Consider the following 20,196-nt stretch of genomic DNA (forward strand, 5'->3'; position numbering starts at 1 on the left):
ATAATGACGCATATCCCCGACATCACGCGGCCGCCCAAGGACCTGATCGACGCGCTGAAGGAGATCGGCGCCGCGACGGTTGCCGGCACGCTTGGCCATATGGGTTTCCGCAGTCCGCACATGGTCGGTCCGGTGGCGCAGAACCATGGCAAGTCGATCGTTGGGCCGGCGCTGACGCTGCAGTTTCTGCCGCAGCGGCCGGACCTGTTCAACGAGGGAGAATATGCGGATCCGGAAACGCAGCTGCACCGGCATGTACTCTATCATGCACAGGAGGGCGACGTCGTCGTGGTCGACGCGCGCGGCGACATGAGGTCGGGCGTCTTTGGCGATATGATGTCGACCTATTTCAAGGGCAGAGGCGGCGCGGGCATCGTCATCGACGGATGCATGCGCGACCGGCCCAATGTCGAAAAGCTCGATCTGCCCCTCTGGTTGCGCGGCTGGACGCCCAACTACCATGTGCAAACCAGCATCTATCCCAACGCCGTCAACGTTCCGATTGCCTGCGGCGGCGTCACGGTGATCCCCGGCGACATCATCGTCGCCGACGATGACGGGGCGGTGGTGGTTCCAGTCTCAATGGCCCCGCAGGTGATCGAAGAGGCACAGAAGCATCACGATTGGGAAGAGTTTTCGCGGGAGAAGCTGATGCAGGGCGCGCCGTTGCAGCGCTACTATCCGCTGCATGACGATGCCCGCGGGGAGTACGAGGCATGGCGCAAGACAAACCGCTTGGAGAAGCCAAGGTAGCGCGCAGGGATCACCTGCGGCGGGTGGCGCGATCCAGGAAAATCAGCCGTTTGCGCGAAAAGGCGGTGGTACCGTTGGCTGGGCTCGAACCAGCGACCCCCAGATCCACAATCTGGTGCTCTAACCAACTGAGCTACAACGGCACGTCCGCTTGAGCGCAATCGAGAAGAAATCATTCTCCGCGTCCGCTCTGTCGTCGGCGATGCGTCCCTTACGGGCTAACAGAGTCTAATTCAAGGCCTTTGATAAGGCAAAGATCGGTTCAGCGAACCGGCACCCGTTTTAGCCGGGCAAAAGAAAAGGCCGGCGGGAGGAGGTGCCGGCCTTTTCCTGTTACGAGCCAGCGGGAGGAGGAGCTGGCTGGTCACCCCGGAGAGCGAAGGGAGGAGGTTTCCCTCTCCGGGTATTCATCTGCTCAATCCATCGCACATCTATTTGTCTGACAAAATGCGACGTTTTGATGCAGTTCGTAGCACGTATCAGGCCGCCTTGACGTCCTTGATCGCCTTCTCGAAAGCGGTCTTGACCGGCTTGGAGACGTCCTCGACGGCCTTGGAGGCAACGGTCTGGAAGTCCTTGGCCTGCTCGATGGCCATCTCGACGCGCTTGCGCAGGAAGGAGGTCTGCAGCTCGACGACCTCGGAAAGCGTCTTGGCGCCGACCAGGGCTTCGAGATGCGAGAAGCTGGCCTCGGCGTTGGCGCGCAGGATGGCGATGGACTTGAGCGATAGGTCGCTGGAAACGGTCTTGGCGGTCTCGTAGGTCGACTCCAGAACCTTCTGGGTCTCCTCGGCGCCATTCTTCAACTTGGCATAGGCCTCTTTCGACTGCTCAACGCCCTTCTCGGCGAAGGCGCGGATCTGGTCGGTGGCCTTGGAAGCGTCAAAGCTCGGGAATTCAACGTTTTCGATGGTCTCAGCGGTCTTGCCAGTCTTGGACATTTTCCAACCTTTCAGGGGTAGCGGCTTTGACAGAAAGCCGTCTCGTTCATGTATGATGGCAATATAAAGGCAACTTTTGTGCATTGCAATATCTTTGTTGCAGCGCACCATAAAAATCGCCATACCATTAACCACGCGCCCAGAGATTTCGGCCGATACACGGCATGGCTTGTGGACCTTCGCCCCGTACGCTTTTATTAACAAAGCGTTAACCGAAATGCCCGCTTGCGGAGGGTTCGCCAGCGCATGCCGCCTGAAAACTACTCCTTCCTCGATGTCGCCGTGCTCGATGCGGTGCGCCAGCGCTTCGCTGCCGGAGACGCGCTTGCCATATTGTCTGCCGACCTCGAGCAGGTGATCTGGGCCAATGGTCCCGGCGCCGCGGTGTTCGGCTATCCTGATATCGAAGCCATCATCGGCGCCTCGGCACGGCTGCCGCTGATAGCCAGGCGGCAGATCATGGCGACCAGCGGCTTTCCGGACATCGGCAGCGACCGCACCATCACCGTCAGGCTGGCGACCGGCATGGTGAGCCGCGCCATCGGCTTGCTCGCCAGCACGGTGACGATGCCGGACGGCGAAAAGGCGATCCTGCTGGCGATACCGGCGGCACAGACCGGTTCGCGCAGTATTGCCGAAATCGCCAGCCGCGCCATCGGCGGCTTCACCGAGGCCGGACATTTCATCGCCTTCGTCGACGCCCGCGGCCGTGTCGAGGCGGCTTCGGAAGGCTTTGCGGCGCTCGGCATCAAGCCGGAGACCCTGGCTGCCCTTGTCGCGGACGTGGCAAGTGCCGGAGACCGCGTCGTCAAGCGCCTTGTTCCCGGCGCAAGCACCTCCTACCCGGCCGGCTTCGCGCGGCTTACCGACCAGCGCCATCTCCTGGTGGTGATCGACGAGGAGCAGCTCGACGGCCAGCAGGACGACCGGCCTGGCGGCGATCAGGCGGCAGCGCCGGAAAGCGCGTCCGCCGTCCCTGAAGACAAGAGCATCGCCGCCGAAGCCGAGTCGGTCCGAGAGCACGATATCTCGCCCCCGGCTGCGACCTCGGGTGGAGAGGCGGTTGCAACCCTGGCGGGGCCTGCTGATCACGCCCAGCCAACGCAAGAGACCACGGCCGACGCGCCGGATGCCACCAAGGCAGGCAAACGGACTGTCGATGCCGGCCCCGCGCAGCACGACCACTGGTATTTCAACGCCGGCGGCGACGATGTGCCTGAGCAGGAAGCGCCGGCGCGGGTCGAACCGACGGATACCGTCGCCGAAAGCCGCCAGGATGCCGCCGAAACCGCCGCTCAGGCAGGGCCGCCCGCGGCTCGCAACATCGACCGTTCGGCGTCGCCGCTGCGTTTCGTCTGGCGCACCGACGCCGAGGGCAAATTCAGCGCGCTGTCGCCGGAATTCGCCGATATCGTCGGCAAGCCGGCCGCGGATGTGATCGGCCGCCGCTTCAAGGATGTCGCCACCACTTTCGGGCTCGACGCATCGGGCGAGATCGCCACCCTGCTCGAGCGGCGTGATACCTGGTCGGGACGCTCGGTGCTTTGGCCGGTGGCGGGCACGGACCTGAAGATCCCCGTCGATCTCGCGGCGCTGCCGGTCTATGGCCGCAGCCGCGCCTTCGAGGGCTTCCGCGGCTTCGGCGTCGCGCGCAGCGCCGACGCCGTCGTCGATCCGGAAGCGCTGGGCATGGCGCTTGTGCCCAATGGCGCCGCGCCAGCCGAAGCCGAACCTGCCGCCGAGCCATCGGCGGCAGAGCCGCCGAAGTCTGCCGATCCGTTCCGGGGTGAGGTGCCCGCGCTGGCCATCGTGCCGAAGCCGGAGCGGCGCTATGCCGACAAGGTGATCCGGCTGGCCGAGCACAGGCAGCCGGCCAACGACAAGCAGCCAGGACCTGACAAGCCAGGAAGCGACAAGCCGGGACATGAGAGGGGCCTGTCGATCCTCGAGCGCAGCGCCTTTCGCGAGATCGGCGAGCGGCTGCGGAAGGACAGTGCCGGCCCGGCCGAGCCGCTGACGGCTGAAGTTGAAAAGCGGCCCGATGCAACCACCGCCGGCCCAGCGGCCGAACAACCGAAGACTGGTGAGAGGAAGACCGGCGAATCCGATCTGGCAGCGCCTGTCGCGACCAGCCATGAGCCCGCCGCGCAGGAAGACAACCCGCCAGAGGCCGATGCCGATGAGGCGGCCGAGGCACAGTCCGAAGCGGAAGATCAAAAGGATCTGGCTCGGCTCGACGGCGCCGACGATGCTTCCGAGGCAACCGGCGAGGAAGCCTCACCCGCGTCCGGTTCGCTGCTCGACTATGCCGGACGCGAGAAAGCCGCCGATGAAGCGCCGGGTTCCGAAACCCGCCAGACCGCCGCGACGGAAAAGGCGGCTGAGCCAAGGGCTGAACGGCCGGCCGAGGCCTCTAACGCCGGCGCTGACGACGACAGCATGACGGCCGACGATTTTCGCGATGCGGAAGACAGCGAGGACTGGGCCGGACCCGACGGCGCCCTGCCCGCGGCTGAACAGCCCGGCAAAGCGAAAGCGACGCCTCCGGAGCGGCCGCGCCTCACGGTGCCGCCGCTCAAGCTCGAAGGCTTCGTGCCGTCGGCCTTCTCCACCGGAGAGGAAGCGAGGGCGCCCGACACGTCCATCGTCGCCAGGCTGCCGGTGCCGCTGCTCATCCATTCCGGCGATGTGCTGCATTACGCCAATGATGCCTTCCTCGAGCTCACCGGCTATGACGCGCTTGAGGACCTTACCGATGCCGGCGGGCTTGGCGCGCTGTTCGCCGACCACTACGCCAACGACGGCGAGGCCGCCGAAAGCGACCGTTCGCTGAAGCTCACGACCCGCCAGGGCCAGGAATTCCCGATCGATGCGCTCCTGCGCTCCGTGCCGTGGCGCGACGGCAAGGCGCTGATGCTGGTGGTGCGCCGCTCCGGCGAGGACGAAGCGCCGGCGGCGCACTTCGGCGCGGCGAACGACGAGCCGAGCCAACAGCCCGACGTTTCCGAGCTCAAGTCGCGCATCGCCGAAATGCGCACCATCATCGACACCGCCACCGACGGCGTGGTGCTGATCGGCCGCGACGGCAATATCCGCTCGATCAGCCGTCCGGCCGAAGCCCTGTTCGGCTTCGACAGCGACGAGATCGCCGGCAAGCCCTTCGCTTCGCTGTTCGCCATCGAGAGCCAGCGCGCGGCGCGCGACTATCTCGCCGGCCTTTCCGAGCCGGGTGTGGCCAGTCTGCTCAACGACGGGCGCGAGGTCATCGGCCGCGAGGCGCAGGGGCGCTTCATCCCGCTGTTCATGACCATCGGCAGGCTGCCCAACGACAGCGGTTTCTGCGCCGTCGTGCGCGACATCACCCAGTGGAAGCGTGCCGAGGAGGACCTGACCCAGGCGCGCGCCGTGGCAGAGCGCGCCTCCTCGCAGAAGACGGATTTCCTCGCCCGCATCAGCCACGAGATCCGCACGCCGCTCAACGCCATCATCGGCTTTTCGGAACTGATGGTGGACGAGAAGTTCGGTCCGGTCGCCAACGACCGCTACCGCGACTATCTGCGCGACATCAACCGTTCCGGCAATCACGTGCTCGACCTAGTCAACGATCTCTTGGATATCTCCAAGATCGAGGCCGGCCAGCAGGAGATGGCGTACGAAGCGGTGTCGCTCAACGACACGCTGGCCGAAACGGTGGCGATGATGCAGCCGCAGGCCAACCGCGAGCGCGTCATCATCCGCTCCAGCTTCGCCTCGCGGCTGCCGGAAGTGGTGGCGGACCTGAGAAGCGTGCGCCAGATTGCCCTCAACATCCTGTCCAACGCCATCCGCTACACGCAGGCCGGCGGACAAGTGATCGTCTCCACCGCTTACGAGGCCTCCGGCGACGTCGTCATGCGGGTGCGCGACACCGGCATCGGCATGACGCAGGCCGAAATCGAGCAGGCGCTGAAGCCATTCAAGCAGATCAATGCGCTGAAACGCGGCCGCGGCGACGGCACAGGCCTTGGACTGCCGCTGACCAAGGCGATGGTGGAGGCGAACCGCGCCCGCTTCACCATCACCTCGACGCCCGGCGAAGGCACACTGGTCGAGATCGCCTTCCCTTCGACGCGCGTGCTGGCCGAATAATCGCGTTTTTCAGCCAGAGCAATTCCAGGAAAAGTACGTAGCGGTTTTCCTTCCGGAATTGCGTAAAACCAAACTACTCAGCGATCCCGGCCAGGAAAGAAAAAAGGCGTCCAATGGACGCCTTGAAATGGGATTGCTGTCACAACGGGGACTTGAGCGAATCTGATCCTCAGGGGGACGAGGAACGGGATCTCTCCCTCAAGTTACACGCGACTATCGGCGCCGTCCCTTAACAAGTCCTTACCGGGCGCCGAAAAAATTTACGAATGTGTACCACTCGTGAAATCTAGGTAAATTCGACCGACAGAATTTTTTAACCGTGCCGCAGCGCCATTTTGGGGATGCATTCCGTGTCCCAAAACCGCTGCACAGTTTTGGGCGGCACGCATCAATCGGCCAGCTGCGGCAGGTCCCTGAACAGCTCCAGCGCCTCGGGGTTGGCGAGCGCTTCCTTGTTCTTGACGGCACGGCCATGGACCACGTCACGCACGGCGAGCTCGGTGATCTTGCCCGATTTGGTGCGCGGGATATCGGTGACGGCAACGATCTTGGCCGGTACGTGGCGGGGGCTGGCGCCTGCGCGAATCCTAGCGCGGATGCGCTTTTCCAGATCCTCGTCGAGGCTCACCCCGGCGGCCAGCCGCACGAACAGCACGACGCGCACGTCATTGTCGAAATCCTGGCCGATGCAGAGCGCCTCCAGTATCTCCGGCATCTGCTCGACCTGGTTGTAGATTTCGGCGGTGCCGATCCTCACCCCGCCCGGATTGAGCGTGGCATCGGAGCGACCATGGATGATCATGCCGCCATGCGCCGTCCACTCGGCGAAGTCGCCATGGCACCAGACGTTGTCGAAGCGCTCGAAATAGGCGGCGCGATATTTCTTGCCTTCCGGGTCGTTCCAGAAGCCGATCGGCATCGACGGGAATGCCTTGGTGCAGACGAGCTCGCCCTTCTCCTGCGTGACCGGCTTGCCGTCGTCGTCCCAGACGTCGACCGCCAGGCCAAGGCCCGGTCCCTGGATCTCGCCGCTCCAGACCGGCTCGGTCGGAACGCCGAGCACGAAGCAGGAGACGATGTCGGTGCCGCCGGAAATCGAGGCCAGGTGCACGTCCTTCTTGATGCCCTCATAGACGAAGCGGAAATCCTCCGGCGACAGCGGCGAGCCGGTGGAGGAGATGGTGCGCACGCTGCCGAGGTCGTGGCTCTTGATGGGCTTCAACCCCGCCTTGCGCACGGAATCGATGAACTTCGCCGAGGTGCCGAAATAGGTCATCTTCTCGGCGTCGGCGAAATCGAACAGCACATTGCCGTCGGGATAGAAAGGCGAGCCGTCGTAGAGCAGCAAGGTCGCGCCCGAGGCGAGACCGGAAACCAGCCAGTTCCACATCATCCAGCCGCAGGTGGTGAAGTAGAAGAAAAGGTCGCCGTCAAGCAGGCCGGCATGGAGCCGCTGCTCCTTGACGTGCTGGATCAGCGTGCCGCCGGCCGAGTGCACGATGCATTTCGGAATGCCGGTCGTGCCGGAGGAGAAGAGGATGTAGAGCGGATGCGAGAACGGCAGTCGCTCGAAGGCGAGCGGCTTGGCGGCGAAGGGCGAGAGCGCGTCTTCCAGCGCCGCTGCCTTGTCGATGGTGGCGGCGACATCGGAGGATGTGCCGAGATAGTCGACGATCAGCACCTTGCGCACGCTCGCGAGCTTCTCGACCACGGCACGAACCTTGTCGGCGACCTCGATCGCCTTGCCGTTGTACCAATAGCCATCGGGCGCGATGAAGACGACCGGCTCGATCTGGCCGAAACGGTCGAGCACGCCCTGTTCGCCGAAATCGGGCGAACAGGAAGACCAGACCGCGCCGATCGAGCTTGCCGCCAGCATGGCGGCGACGGTCTCGGGCATGTTGGGCATCATGGCGGCGATGCGGTCGCCCTGCTTGACCCCAAGCGAGAGCAAAAGCTGCTGCAGGCGAGAGGTGAGCGCATGAAGCTCGTTCCAGGACAGCCGGCGCTCGACCTTGTCCTCACCGCGGAAGACGATGGCCAGACCGCCGCCTGTCTTCTTCAGAAGGTTCTCGGCGAAATTGAGCTTCGCGTCCGGAAAGAAGACAGCGCCCGGCATCTTCTCGCCATCGACCAGCGCCCGCTCGCCCTTGTCGCCGACAAGCCCGCAAAAATCCCAGATCAGGCTCCAGAACGCCTCGCGGTCGTCGATCGACCAGCGGTGCAGTTCGGCGTAGCTGGAGAAAGCCTCTGCTGATTTCGCCGCCGCGGCCTTCATGAAGGCGGTCATGGGCGCGGAGGCGATCCGGTTCTGCGTCGGCGTCCACAAGGGGGTGTCGGCGGCCATCATCGTTGCTCCCAAAGCGCGTCGCGATTGCGGCAGTTAAGCCTGAACGCGCTCGCGTCGTTGTCCCAAAACCGGCGTCGCGTTTGCGGGCCGGACGGGTTCATCGCTTATGCATACCGCGGCGCAGCGGAGCAAGATTTTGTTGGAATGGCCGACAAAGGACAGGGCGTAAACGCCATCGCGGGGCCATAAAGACTTGAAAAGCGTCAGCTCTCGGTTACACCCGTCGGGCGATTTGTCGGCAATGGAAGCATACGGGGCGCAATGCCATCATCTTTGATCCGGCGCGGGGTGTGGGTGATCGGCGTTGCGGTGCTGGTCATCGCGCTTGCCGTCGCCACCCTGCCGCTGATTGCCTCGACGCGCATCGTGCGCGATCGCATCGCCTGGGAATTGAGCGCCTGGAGCGGTTTTCGCGTCACCATAGACGGCTCGCCGCGCATCGAGGTGTGGCCGAAATTCCGGGCAATCCTCAGCGACGTGACGCTGTCGCAATGGACCGAGACCGACGCGCCGCCGGTGGTCGAAGCCGAGCGCGTCGAGGTCGACCTCTCCGCCATGGCCGCCTTGCAGGGCGACGTCCAATTCTCAACGGCAAGGCTGGTGCGACCGACCATCAGGGTCGAGCGTACGGCGAGCGGCGTCTATCTGCCGCCGCTGCCGACCGGCGGCCGCATCACGCGCTCGATCGACACCGCGCGCGGCGTTGTCACCGCGAACCCGCAAAAGCCAGATCTCGGCAGACTGCCTTCCGATCCATTCGGCATCGTCGAGTTCCGTGACGGCCGCATCGTGACCTCGGCGGGCGGCAAGGACATCGAGATCCTGAGCAGCCTCAGCGGCCAGGTGAACTGGGCGGCGATGAACAGCGAAGCCGCGCTCACGGCGACCGGTATATGGCGCGGCGAGAGTGTCCAGGTCGATTTTTCCTCTGCCAAGCCGCTGGTGCTGTTTGCCGGAGGCGTCGCGCCCGTCACGTTCGCCTTCAAGGCGGCGCCCGCCACGCTCTCCTTCGACGGCGTCGCCTCGATGTCGGAGAATGCCTATCTGGACGGTCAGGCGAAATTCGCCGCTCCTTCGCTGAGACGCCTGCTCGAATGGTCGCAGGCCGGCATCGCGCCCGGCGCCGCGATCGGTTCCGTCTCGGTCACGAGCAAGGTGACGGCGTCGGCCGGACGGGCGAAATTCGAGAACACAACGGTAGCGCTGGACAACAATCCCGGCATGGGAGCGCTGGACTTTTCGTTCAGCGAGGCGCGGCCCGTCATTTCCGGAACGCTCGCCTTCGACACGCTCGATCTTCGATCGTTCCTTTCCGCTTTCACGCCGATCGCTCCGGCCGGCCAAGCGGGTCCCGGCGAGATCGACACCAGCTTCGCCGACAAGATCAACCTCGATCTCAGGCTGTCGGCGGCGCACGCCACCGCCGGCCCGGTCCAGCTGGCCGACGTCGCCGCGACAGCGCAGGTCAAGAACGGACTTGCCGTCTTCGACATTTCCGACGCTTCTGCCTTCAACGGCAACATCCAAAGCAGCCTGCGTTTCGACCGCAAGCCGGACGGCACTCAGGTCGAAATGCGACTCCTGGCGTCGGATGTCGATACCGGGGCCTTCGCCACCGCGGCGGGGATGACGCGACTGGTGCCGGCCGGCACCGGCACCGTCTCGATCATCCTCAAGGGGCCGGGCAAGGCCTGGGATTCGATTTTCGAGAATGCCGACGGATCCTTTTCGGCTACGTTCGGACCAGGCTCGCTCAACGGGCTCAACCTGCCCGCCTTCCTCAAGCGCAACGAACAGGGCGGGTTCTTCGCGCTCGACGACGTCGCCGACGGCTCGCTGCCGATAGACGGCGCCGAGATCAAGGCGAGCATCTCGAAAGGCGTGGCGCGGCTGGACAAGGCGGAGGTCAATTCACAGAAGTACAAGATCTGGCTTTCGGGCATCGCCTCCTATAGCGGACGCGGGCTGGCGCTCTCCGGCGGCGTCATCCCGAACGGGCAGCCTGCGCAGCAACAGCCCGCACAGCAACAGCCGGCGCAGCAACCGGCCGCCGGCAGTCAGGCGGCCGTGCAGGCGCCGCCGCCACCAAAGCAGTCACTGTTCTTCGTCGGCGGCAACTGGAGCACGCCGTTCATCTCGCCGATCAGCCGGGGCGTTTCAGGCCAGTAATTTCCGAACAGCGCGCAACCGATAGGAAGGCAAGTCGCAGGTCGCGCCCGTCCTTTTTCCTCACCCACGCTGCGCCGCCTGCTCGTCGCGCTGGCGCTGGACCTCGCGGCGCTTGTTGGCGATCGAGGCGATGATGACGCCGACCGCGACCACGGCGATCAGGATGGTGCAGGCGGCGTTGATCTCCGGCGTCACCCCGAGACGCACCTGGCTGTAGATCTTCATCGGCAGCGTCGTGGCCCCCGGGCCAGAGGTGAAGGAGGCGATGACCAGGTCGTCGAGCGAAAGCGTGAAGGCCAGCATCCAGCCCGAGATGATCGCCGGCAGGATCACGGGCAAGGTGATCTGGAAGAAGGTTTTCACCGGCGGCGCGCCGAGGTCCATGGCCGCTTCCTCGAGCGAGCGGTCGAAGGAGACCAGGCGCGACTGCACGACGACGGCCACGAAGCACATGGTGAAGGTGATGTGGGCGAGCGTGACCGTGAAGAAGCCGCGATCGAGCCCAACGGCCACGAACAACAGCAGCAGCGACAGGCCGGTGATGACTTCCGGCATGACCAGCGGCGCAAAGACCATGCCGGAAAACAGCACCCGCCCCTTGAAGCGCGTGTAGCGCGTCAAGGTGATCGCGGCCAGCGTGCCGAGCACAGTCGCCACGGTGGCCGAGATGACGCCGACGCGAGCCGTCACCCAGGTGGCGTCCATCAGGCCCTGATTGTGGAACAGCGACACGTACCATTTGGTCGAGAAGCCGCCCCAGACGGTGACGAGCTTCGATTCGTTGAAGGAAAAGACGATGAGCAGCACGATCGGCAGATAGAGGAAGGCAAAGCCGAGCACGATCGAGGTGATGTTGAAGCGGCTCCAGGTGGCGTTCATTTGCCTTGCTCCTGTGCACGAGCCTGAGCCTGCTGGAAGAACATGATCGGAACGGTCAGCACCAACAGCAGGATGACCGCCACCGCCGACGAGACCGGCCAGTCGCGGTTGGCGAAGAACTCGTTCCACAGCGTCTTGCCGATCATCAGCGTCTGCGAGCCGCCGAGAAGATCCGGAATGACGAACTCGCCGACGGCCGGGATGAAGACCAGCAGGCAGCCGGCGATCACACCCGGCAACGACAGAGGAAAGGTGATCTTCCAGAAGGCGCCGGTCGGCGGGCAGCCGAGATCCTGCGCCGCCTCGATCAGCGAATAGTCCATCTTCTCGAGCGACGAATAGAGCGGCAGCACCATGAAGGGCAGGTAGGAATAGACGATGCCGATGAAGATCGCGGTGTAGGTGTTGAGGATGACCAGCGGCTGGCTGATGATGTGCAGCGACAAAAGCACCTGGTTGAGCAGCCCTTCCGGCTTGAGGATGCCGATCCAGGCATAGACGCGGATCAGGAACGAGGTCCAGAACGGCAGGATCACCAGCATCAGAAGGGTCGGCCTGACCGTCGCCGGCGCGCGCGCCATGCCATAGGCGATCGGATAGCCGACGATCAGCGTCAGCGCCGTCGAGATGGCCGCGATGATCAGGCTGGTCACATAGGCATTGAAGTAGAGCGCGTCCTGGGTCAGCCAGGTGTAGTTGTCGAAATTGAGCTCGCGGAATCCGGCGAAGAATCCGGAAATCCCATCGCTGAAATCGAGCACGGGCGTGTAGGGCGGCATCGAGATCGCCGTCTGCGACAGCGAGATCTTGAAGACGATGATGAACGGAACGAGGAAGAAGAACAGCAGCCAGAGATAGGGGATGATGATGACGAGGCGACTGACGAATCCCTTCGCCAGCCTGGTTGGCAACTGAGCGGCGGTTTCGACCGATGAGGAGGCGGTTACGGCTATGTGGGTCATGGCCCCGCTCCTACCTGGTCAGCACGACGCCGGCGTCGGGCCGGAAGGAAACCCAGGCGCGGTCGTTCCAGGTCAGCGGGTCCTCGGTGACGCGCGAGGCGTTCAACGCGCTGGCCCGCACGATCTGACCGTCATCGAGCTTGATGTGATAGACGGTCATGTCGCCGAGATATGCGACGTCATAGACCTCGCCTTCGAGGGCGTTGACGGCATCCGCCGGCTTCTTAGACGAGACTTTGATCTTCTCCGGCCGGATCGCGAAGACGATATCGGCGCCCTTGGCGGTATCGGCGGCATTCTCGACGACGATCTGCGCGCCGGTTGTGCCGGTGATGCGCGTCGTATTGGCCGCCCGCTCGGCGACCTTGCCCTCGAACATATTCACGTTGCCGACGAAATGCGCCACGAAGCGCGAGGTCGGCGCCTCATAGATTTCCGCCGGTGTGGCGACCTGCATCACCTCGCCCTTGTCCATGATGGCGATGCGGTCGGCCATGGTCATGGCTTCCTCCTGGTCGTGGGTGACGACGACGAAGGTGAGGCCGAGTTCCTGCTGCAGGTCCATCAATTCGAACTGCGTCTCCTCGCGCAGCTTCTTGTCGAGCGCGCCGAGCGGCTCATCCAGGAGAAGGACCTTCGGCCGCTTGGCGACCGAGCGGGCAAGCGCCACACGCTGGCGCTGGCCGCCGGAAAGCTGATGCGGCTTGCGCTTGGCGAACTGCTCGAGCTTGACCAGCCTCAGCATCTCGGCAACACGTTTTTCGATATCGGCGGCGGGCATGCCTTCCTGCTTGAGGCCGAAGGCGATGTTCTTCTCCACCGTCATATGCGGAAACAGCGCATAGGATTGGAACATCATGTTCACCGGCCGCTTGTAGGGCGGGATGCCGCGCAGATCTTGGCCGTCGAGCAGAATGCGCCCCGCGGTCGGCTCCTCGAATCCGGCGAGCATCCTTAGCAAGGTCGACTTGCCGCAACCCGAGGCGCCAAGCAGGGCGAAGAACTCACGCTCGAAGATGGTCAGCGACAGATTGTTGACGGCGATGAAGTCGCCGAATTTCTTGGTCACCTTGTCGAATTGGATATACGGCTTGGCGTTCGGATCATTCCATGGCGCGAAATCCCTGCGGATGCTGCCAAGCGATTTCATATCCCCACTCCGGTTCTGTTTCTTTCCGCTAGAACGGTGCATCGTTTCCAAGGAAACGCAGAACCGCTTTAGCTTTTGTTTTGACGCAATTCCCGGACGAAAAACCGTCCACACTTTTCTGGAATTGCTGCCTCGTTCTCACGCAATCCCAGACGGAAAACCGCCAAGCACTTTCTGGAATTGCTCTGTCTCTTTGTTTGACGCAATTCCGGACGGAAAACCGCTGCGCACTTTTCCTGGAATTGCTCTGTCTCTTTGTTTTGGCGCAATTCCGGACGGAAAACCGCTGCGCACTTTTCCTGGAATTGCTCTAGGAAAGCGACCCCGGCAATTGGCTGCCGGGGTCGCTTCTCAGTGCCTATTGGCCGGTGACGATCTTGGTCCAGGTGCGGGTGATGACGCGCTGTGTCTTGGGATCGTATGGCTGCACGGTATAAAGCTTCTTGGTCGTCTCCTCGTCCGGGTAGACCGAGGTGTCTTCAAGCAGGGCCTTGTCGACGAACTTCTGCGAGGCCTTGTTGCCGTTGGCGTAGAGCACGTAGTTCGACGACTTGGCGATAACTTCCGGCGTCATCATGTAGTTGATGAACTCGAGCGCCTCGGCGACATGCGGCGCATCGGCCGGAATCGCCATCTGATCGAACCACATCTGGGCGCCTTCCTTCGGCACCGAATAGCCGATCTCGACGCCCTGTTTGGCTTCCTCGGCGCGGTTGCGCGCCTGGAACACGTCGCCCGACCAGCCGACCGCCAGGCAGATGTCGCCGTTGGCCAAAGCGTTGATGTATTCGGACGAATGGAACTTGCGGATATAGGGTCGAACCTTCAGCAGCGCTTCCTCGGCCTTGGCGATGTCGTCAGGCGAAGTGCTGTTCGGGTCGAGGCCGAGATATTTCAGCGCCGCCGGAATGATGTCGGCGGGCGAATCCAGCACATAGACGCCGCAGTCCTTCAGCTTGGCCAGACTCTCCGGATTGAAGAACACGTCCCAACTGTCGATCTTGTCGGTGCCGAGCGCGGTCTGCACCTTCTTGACGTTGTAGCCGAGGCCGACCGTGCCCCACATGTAGTTGACCGAGTACTCATTGCCCGGATCGTACTTGCCGGTGCGCTCGGTGATGACGTCCCACATGTTGGAGATGTTCGGCAGCTTCGACTTGTCGAGCTTCTGGAAGACGCCGGCCTGGATCTGACGCGCCAGGAAGTTGGCGCTGGGCACGACGACGTCGTAGCCGCTGCCGCCGGCCAGCAGTTTCGTCTCCAGGATTTCGTTGGAATCGAAGGTGTCGTAGACGACCTTGATGCCGGTTTTCTTGGTGAAGTCGTCGATGATCGAGCTGTCGATGTAGTCCGACCAGTTATAGACATTGACGACGCGATCGTCGGCATGACCGCCTACGGTAAAGATCGTCAGGAATGCCGAGGTCGCCGAAAGCAAAAGCGCTTTGCGGATCATGATGTTCTCCTTTGGTGAATGTTCCCCTGCCGGCTCGGCGCGATATGGGCGCGGGACGGCGTTTGGTTCGGATTGTTGAGCTTTCCGGAGGGCAATGGGCGCGACCCGCTGGGACCGCGCTGGATCGTTGAGTAGCGGTTCCGGCCCTTGCACCCCCTCCGGAAGGGTATCAGAGCGGCGTCAGCGGCGTTCGCCGCGGCGTAGTCAGAAATATGACGTTGCGGTCCGGCCCCGGTGAGGCCGGCAGAGACACTTGGCAAGATACGCCTGTCTTGTTGTTGCCGTAATCGCAGCCTGCCCGCGCGGCGACACGGTTGTCAATGGCAAACGCTTGTGTGGCATCAATTAGGAGATGGCAGGCCTGTAATGCCTGGCCGCTCGGGCCGGGTCTGCCGCTTGAACTCGAATGCGATATGCACGAGCAGTGCCGTGACCACGACCGCGCCACCGATGATGGTGCGCACCGACGGCACCTCGGAATGGACGAGCCAGACCCAGATCGGGCCGAGGATCGGTTCGAAGGTGCCGAGCAGTGCCGCGATGGCCGCCGGCACCAGCCGCGCGCCCATGACGAAAAAGGCGAGGCCGACGCCGAGATTGATCACGCCGAAGGCGAAGAGAAAGCCCATATCGCGCGCGGAGACGGCAAATTCCGTGGCCTGCGAGGCGGCAAAGGCGCCGGCCAACAGCGCGCCGAGGCACGTGGCCGGAACCATGCGCACATGGGCGAAGCGCCGGGTGATCACGGTCGCGAACGAAAACATCACCGCGATCAGCAGCGCCAGCCCGTCGCCGATCGGCGAGACGGCGCCGCCCAAAGACTCCGAGACCATGATGGCGACGCCGGTGATGACGGCGGCAATTGCCGCCCAGGTCCCCGGGCTCACACGTTCGCGAAACAGCACCCAGGCGAGCAAGGCCGCCAGAAGCGGCACGCCTGCCTGCATCAACAGGATGTTCGCGACCGTCGTGTAGGCGAGCGCGACAATGAAGCTCGTCGAAGCGGTAGCGAAGCAGAAGGCGACGCCAAGCCCGGGCAGCCCCATGTCACGGAACAGTTTCAAAGTGCCGCGCCAGCCGTCGCGCCAGACCATGAAGGCGATGAGGAAGGCCACCGCCCAGAGCGAGCGCCAGAACACCACTGTCCAGCTGTCGCCGACATGGATGAAGCGGGCGATGGTGCCGCCAAAACTCCACATCAGCGCCGACAGGAAGACCAAGAGCATGCCGATCCGCTCGTCGCGCGGCGAGACGGCAGGCAAGGCAATGCGGGGCGAAGCGGTATCGGACATGGGCTCGACTGTCAGCGAGTTGCAGGCGGTACGATCCACCAAGGACGACAACACCATGTCCAATCGCGTAGCGCAAAGGCGAAAGCCAGGCGTGATCCAGCATCCGCTGAAATATGGGACAAAGCCGGCCTGCGCCCGCCGGCCCGCTAAGGTTCGGCAGGCATCATCCCTGGAAATCGAAAGCGCTGAGGCCCGTCACCATCTCATCGAGGCCGAGCGGCCGCGTCACGGGCGGCTCGGCGCGGGCCAGGCAGCCGACGCGCTCGCAGAGCCTGCAGGCCGGACCGACCGGCGTTGCGAGGGCCGCGCCCTGCGCGGTCTTGCCGGCGGCCGGCCCAGGCAGCGCCGCGCTGTAGACGATCTCGTCGCGAAAGCCGATGTCGCAGCCAAGCAGAAGCGCCGTGCGCCGCGGCCGCTCGGAGAAGGCGCCTTGCGGCCCTTCGAGCGTGCGGGCGATGCAGAGGAACTCGGCGCCGTCGGGCATTTCCACCGCCTCGACCAGTATCCGGCCAGGTTGCGAAAAGGCCGCATGTACAGGAAGCTTCGGACAAGCGCCGCCGAAACGGCTTTGCGGATAGCCCTGACTGCCAGCCTTGCGGAAGCGGTTGCCCGCATTGTCGACCTCCAGCATGAAGAACGGCACGCCCGCCGCGCCCGGCCGCTGTAACATGGTCAGACGGTTTGCCGCCTGTTCGAACGACACGCCGAAACGCGAGCGCAGAACGTCGATATCGTAGCGGGCGCGGACGGCCGCCGCATGAAAGGCCTGATAGGGCATCATCAGGGCGTGCGCGGCATAGCGGCCGAGCTCGAAGCGGGCAAGCCGGCGCGCCTCGTCGGTCGCGAGCTTCAACGCCTGGATCTCAGCGGCCACGGCGACGGTCATGCGCATCAGGCTCGCCTCCATGGCGACCTCGCGCAACTGATCGAAGGGGGAGAGCCGCTCGGACAGGAACAGGCGTTGCGAATGGCGGTCATAACGCCTGCGCCAGTTCGGCATGGTGGCGACCGGCAGCACCTTGACCACGATGCCGTGCTCACGCCTCAGCCAAGCTTTCAGCGCCCCGAACAGGTAGTCTCCAGGATCGAGCAGCGAAACGAAGGCTTCCGCTTCCTCCTCCAGCGCGGCGAAATAGTTCGGCCGACGCTCGAAGGTCTCGTGCACTTCATCGACAGGCAGCCGCGTGCCGGACAATGCGGTCGCCCTGCCTTCGCGCGCCAGAAGCTCATTGAGATCCGATAGCCGCTCGGCCTGCTCGCGATAGGCGCGAAACAGCTTTACCATGGCCGTGGAGGCGTTCGGCGCGATTTCGGCGAGATCGATCAGTTCCTGGTCCCCCGGCAATTCGCCGGCCAGCAGCGGATCGCCGAACACTTCCTTCAGCGCCGCGATCGACCCTTTGGTCTCGCCCTGCAGTTCGTGCGGGTCGATCTTGTAGACGGACGCCAGCTTGAGGATCAACTGAACCGTCAGCGGCCGCTGGTTGCGCTCGATGAGGTTGAGATAGGACGGCGAGATGGCCAGCCCTTCGGCCATCGCCGTCTGGGTCAGCCCCTTGGCATTGCGAAGCCGGCGGATGCGCGGCCCGGCAAAGATCTTCTGGTCGGCCAATCATCTATCCTTGACAAGAATTTACACGCGTGGTTGCCGCCCATCCGCCTTTTACAATCATGACAAATTTACAGCACCAACCTGTCAAACACAACACAGTTTTTCTCTTATTTTTGGCAGGAGCCCTTGGTTTTTCTGGCACCTTTTGCGTCGCAATGTAAATTATGTCACACACCAGTGGCGCCGAAATGACTCCCGCGAAAGCGTCATCCGAAGAAGCAGAACCGATCTGGAGCAACCGATGACTGATTTTTACAACCTCGTCCCGTCCGCGCCGGAAGGCCGTTTCGACGGCATCGAACGACCCTATTCACCCGAGGACGTGAAGCGGCTGCGCGGTTCGGTCCAGATTCGCCAAACGCTTGCCGAAATGGGTGCGAACCGGCTGTGGAAGCTCATCCACGAGGAAGACTTCGTCAACGCGCTCGGCGCCATGTCGGGCAACCAAGCCATGCAGCAGGTCAGGGCGGGCTTGAAGGCGATCTATCTGTCGGGCTGGCAGGTCGCGGCCGACGCCAACACGGCGTCCGCCATGTATCCGGACCAGTCGCTCTATCCGGCCAATGCAGCGCCGGAGCTGGTCAAGCGCATCAACCGCACGCTTCAGCGCGCCGATCAGATCGAAACGTCCGAGGGCAAGGGGCTGTCGGTCGACACCTGGTTCGCACCGATCGTCGCCGATGCCGAGGCCGGCTTCGGCGGACCGCTCAACGCGTTCGAGATCATGAAGGCTTTCATCGAAGCCGGCGCCGCGGGCGTCCATTACGAGGACCAGCTGGCGTCGGAGAAGAAGTGCGGCCATCTCGGCGGCAAGGTTCTGATCCCGACCGCGGCGCATATCCGCAACCTCAACGCGGCGCGGCTTGCTGCCGACGTGATGGGCACGCCGACGCTGGTGGTGGCGCGGACCGACGCGGAGGCGGCCAAGCTGCTCACCTCCGATATCGACGAGCGCGACCGGCCCTTCGTCGATTACGATGCGGGCCGCACGATCGAGGGCTTCTACCATGTGAGGAACGGCATCGAGCCCTGCATCGCGCGCGCCGTCGCTTACGCGCCGCATGCGGACCTGATCTGGTGCGAAACCTCCAAGCCAGATCTCGAGCAGGCGAGGAAGTTCGCCGAGGGCGTGCGCAAGCATCATCCGGGCAAGCTGCTGGCCTACAACTGCTCGCCGTCGTTCAACTGGAAGAAGAACCTGGACGACGCGACCATCGCGAAGTTCCAAAGGGAGCTCGGCGCCATGGGCTACAAGTTCCAGTTCATCACGCTTGCCGGCTTCCACCAGTTGAACTTCGGCATGTTCGAGCTGGCCCGCGGCTACAAGGACCGGCAGATGGCGGCCTATTCGGAACTGCAGGAAGCCGAATTCGCGGCAGAGGCCCACGGTTACACCGCGACCAAGCACCAGCGAGAGGTCGGCACCGGCTATTTCGACGCCGTGTCGATTGCGATCACCGGCGGCCAGTCTTCGACCACCGCCATGAATGAGTCGACCGAGCACGCCCAGTTCAGGCCGGCCGCCGAGTGACGACAACTTAAGAGGAAACGCCCAGAGAGGCACTTTACGTCGAGGAGAAGAGCAATGGCATCGATAAGCCGCGTCAAGGAACGTGCCGAGGAACAATCGAGCGCGATGAGCGTCGATCAACAGGCGACGATCCGCATGCTTGCCAACGACCTGCACAGGCTGAACCAGTCGGTGATGAAGGCGGTCGAGGCGGGGGTGTCCGTGGAGCTGGTGCGTTCGGCCAGGCACCATGGCGGGGACGGCAACTGGGGTGATCTTTTGATCCCGGTGATCGTCACCCAGCAGAACCATAGTTGACGTTACGTAACAAATCTTCGACGAGTGTCTCCCGTGCGCTATACGTTCGGGAGACTTTCGGTTTTTTCGAATTCCGCTTGCGATAGCAGGGAGAACTTGCGCCGAATTTTAGCAATTCTTTCTATATTCTCATTTTCCACTATTTCTCCTTGACACCGCTGGCGATCTCGCGCCAATTGGCTCAGGTTTCAACCCTGCATTGAACCAGAGCGCCCGCCAGACATGTGTCCCACCAACCGTGACGACTCTCCAAACCCAGTGAAACCGGCGGACCGCGGCGCGGCAGCCCGGCTGCCGGCGGATTTCTCCAAGGTGCTTGTGGTCGGCAAATCATCGATCAACCGGGTTGTCGTGTCGAAGATCGTGGAAAGATGCGGTCTGAAGCCGATTTCGGAGCCGCCCGAGACGGCCGAGAAGGCGCTGGCCAGCCAGATTCCTGGCGCGGTCATCGTCGACGGCGGCCCCGACGACAAGGATTGCGACAGGCTGCTGTCCGGCATCGACGCGCTGCGGCGCGCTTCCGGCAAGGCGCTGCCCTCCGTGATCCTGCTTTCAACCAGGAATGGCACTCCGGACAGCCTCGGCCTGGCGAGCGTGGTCGACGCTGTGGTTGCCAAGCCGATCACGCCTGAAAGGCTGCAACCAGTGATCGATCGCCTGGTCGGCCGCTGCTAGA

General features: G+C 63.5%; 14 protein-coding genes and 1 tRNA gene. 6 read left to right on the plus strand and 9 right to left on the minus strand.

What is annotated here, in order from left to right:
• Positions 1-3 precede the first annotated feature (3 nt).
• Positions 4-753, plus strand: coding sequence for a ribonuclease activity regulator RraA (locus P9236_RS14660; protein ID WP_278075349.1), 750 nt, complete (start codon positions 4-6; stop codon positions 751-753).
• A 66-nt stretch (positions 754-819) separates the two neighbouring features.
• Here P9236_RS14660 and P9236_RS14665 read toward each other — a convergent pair.
• A tRNA-His gene (locus P9236_RS14665) sits at positions 820-896 on the minus strand.
• Between the two features lie 336 nt (positions 897-1,232).
• Positions 1,233-1,694, minus strand: a complete 462-nt coding sequence (locus tag P9236_RS14670; protein WP_278075350.1) for a phasin — start codon at positions 1,692-1,694, stop codon at positions 1,233-1,235.
• A gap of 246 nt (positions 1,695-1,940) precedes the next feature.
• Here P9236_RS14670 and P9236_RS14675 point away from each other — a divergent pair, with 246 nt between their 5' ends.
• Positions 1,941-5,822 (plus strand): PAS domain S-box protein, encoded by a 3,882-nt coding sequence (locus P9236_RS14675; RefSeq protein WP_278075351.1) that lies wholly within the window; start codon positions 1,941-1,943, stop codon positions 5,820-5,822.
• Between the two features lie 388 nt (positions 5,823-6,210).
• On the opposite strand, the gene P9236_RS14680 is transcribed toward P9236_RS14675, so the two are convergent.
• On the minus strand, positions 6,211-8,169 hold the full coding sequence (locus P9236_RS14680) for an acetoacetate--CoA ligase (RefSeq protein ID WP_278075352.1): 1,959 nt from the start codon (positions 8,167-8,169) through the stop codon (positions 6,211-6,213).
• Positions 8,170-8,433: 264 nt separating this feature from the next.
• Here P9236_RS14680 and P9236_RS14685 point away from each other — a divergent pair, with 264 nt between their 5' ends.
• Positions 8,434-10,341, plus strand: a complete 1,908-nt coding sequence (locus P9236_RS14685; protein WP_278075353.1) for an AsmA family protein — start codon at positions 8,434-8,436, stop codon at positions 10,339-10,341.
• Between the two features lie 60 nt (positions 10,342-10,401).
• On the opposite strand, the gene P9236_RS14690 is transcribed toward P9236_RS14685, so the two are convergent.
• The 6 genes from P9236_RS14690 to P9236_RS14715 form a co-directional block, all read right to left on the minus strand.
• Complete coding sequence (locus P9236_RS14690; protein WP_278075354.1) at positions 10,402-11,220, minus strand: ABC transporter permease subunit; 819 nt, start codon at positions 11,218-11,220, stop codon at positions 10,402-10,404.
• Entirely contained in the window at positions 11,217-12,182 is a 966-nt protein-coding gene (locus P9236_RS14695) for an ABC transporter permease subunit (protein WP_278075355.1), read from the minus strand. Before P9236_RS14695 ends, P9236_RS14690 begins: the two co-directional genes overlap by 4 nt.
• 10 nt (positions 12,183-12,192) lie before the next feature.
• Positions 12,193-13,332 carry an ABC transporter ATP-binding protein gene (locus P9236_RS14700; protein WP_278075356.1) on the minus strand — a complete coding sequence of 380 codons (1,140 nt, stop codon included), beginning with the start codon at positions 13,330-13,332 and terminating at the stop codon, positions 12,193-12,195.
• Between the two features lie 358 nt (positions 13,333-13,690).
• Entirely contained in the window at positions 13,691-14,788 is a 1,098-nt protein-coding gene (locus P9236_RS14705) for a polyamine ABC transporter substrate-binding protein (RefSeq protein WP_278075357.1), read from the minus strand.
• A 341-nt stretch (positions 14,789-15,129) separates the two neighbouring features.
• Positions 15,130-16,080, minus strand: coding sequence for a DMT family transporter (locus tag P9236_RS14710; RefSeq protein ID WP_278075358.1), 951 nt, complete (start codon positions 16,078-16,080; stop codon positions 15,130-15,132).
• 163 nt (positions 16,081-16,243) lie between these two features.
• On the minus strand, positions 16,244-17,692 hold the full coding sequence (locus P9236_RS14715) for a helix-turn-helix domain-containing protein (RefSeq protein ID WP_278075359.1): 1,449 nt from the start codon (positions 17,690-17,692) through the stop codon (positions 16,244-16,246).
• Positions 17,693-17,933: 241 nt separating this feature from the next.
• Here P9236_RS14715 and aceA point away from each other — a divergent pair, with 241 nt between their 5' ends.
• The 3 genes from aceA (at position 17,934) to P9236_RS14730 (ending at position 20,195) form a co-directional block, all read left to right on the plus strand.
• Complete coding sequence (aceA, locus tag P9236_RS14720; protein WP_278075360.1) at positions 17,934-19,223, plus strand: isocitrate lyase; 1,290 nt, start codon at positions 17,934-17,936, stop codon at positions 19,221-19,223.
• A gap of 54 nt (positions 19,224-19,277) precedes the next feature.
• Positions 19,278-19,520 (plus strand): hypothetical protein, encoded by a 243-nt coding sequence (locus P9236_RS14725; RefSeq protein ID WP_126085800.1) that lies wholly within the window; start codon positions 19,278-19,280, stop codon positions 19,518-19,520.
• Between the two features lie 258 nt (positions 19,521-19,778).
• On the plus strand, positions 19,779-20,195 hold the full coding sequence (locus P9236_RS14730; protein WP_278075361.1) for a response regulator: 417 nt from the start codon (positions 19,779-19,781) through the stop codon (positions 20,193-20,195).
• Position 20,196 lies beyond the last annotated feature (1 nt).

The organism is Mesorhizobium sp. WSM4884, assembly GCF_029625675.1.
In the GTDB taxonomy this organism is placed as follows: Bacteria; Pseudomonadota; Alphaproteobacteria; order Rhizobiales; family Rhizobiaceae; genus Mesorhizobium.

Bases quoted from the DNA above. Each gene is read 5' to 3' on its own strand.
- P9236_RS14660 (WP_278075349.1), top strand. From the start codon at position 4: ATGACGCATATCCCCGACATCACGCGGCCGCCCAAGGACCTGATCGAC.
- P9236_RS14670 (WP_278075350.1), bottom strand. From the start codon at position 1,694: ATGTCCAAGACTGGCAAGACCGCTGAGACCATCGAAAACGTTGAATTC.
- P9236_RS14675 (WP_278075351.1), top strand. From the start codon at position 1,941: ATGCCGCCTGAAAACTACTCCTTCCTCGATGTCGCCGTGCTCGATGCG.
- P9236_RS14680 (WP_278075352.1), bottom strand. From the start codon at position 8,169: ATGGCCGCCGACACCCCCTTGTGGACGCCGACGCAGAACCGGATCGCC.
- P9236_RS14685 (WP_278075353.1), top strand. From the start codon at position 8,434: ATGCCATCATCTTTGATCCGGCGCGGGGTGTGGGTGATCGGCGTTGCG.
- P9236_RS14690 (WP_278075354.1), bottom strand. From the start codon at position 11,220: ATGAACGCCACCTGGAGCCGCTTCAACATCACCTCGATCGTGCTCGGC.
- P9236_RS14695 (WP_278075355.1), bottom strand. From the start codon at position 12,182: ATGACCCACATAGCCGTAACCGCCTCCTCATCGGTCGAAACCGCCGCT.
- P9236_RS14700 (WP_278075356.1), bottom strand. From the start codon at position 13,332: ATGAAATCGCTTGGCAGCATCCGCAGGGATTTCGCGCCATGGAATGAT.
- P9236_RS14705 (WP_278075357.1), bottom strand. From the start codon at position 14,788: ATGATCCGCAAAGCGCTTTTGCTTTCGGCGACCTCGGCATTCCTGACG.
- P9236_RS14710 (WP_278075358.1), bottom strand. From the start codon at position 16,080: ATGTCCGATACCGCTTCGCCCCGCATTGCCTTGCCTGCCGTCTCGCCG.
- aceA (WP_278075360.1), top strand. From the start codon at position 17,934: ATGACTGATTTTTACAACCTCGTCCCGTCCGCGCCGGAAGGCCGTTTC.
- P9236_RS14725 (WP_126085800.1), top strand. From the start codon at position 19,278: ATGGCATCGATAAGCCGCGTCAAGGAACGTGCCGAGGAACAATCGAGC.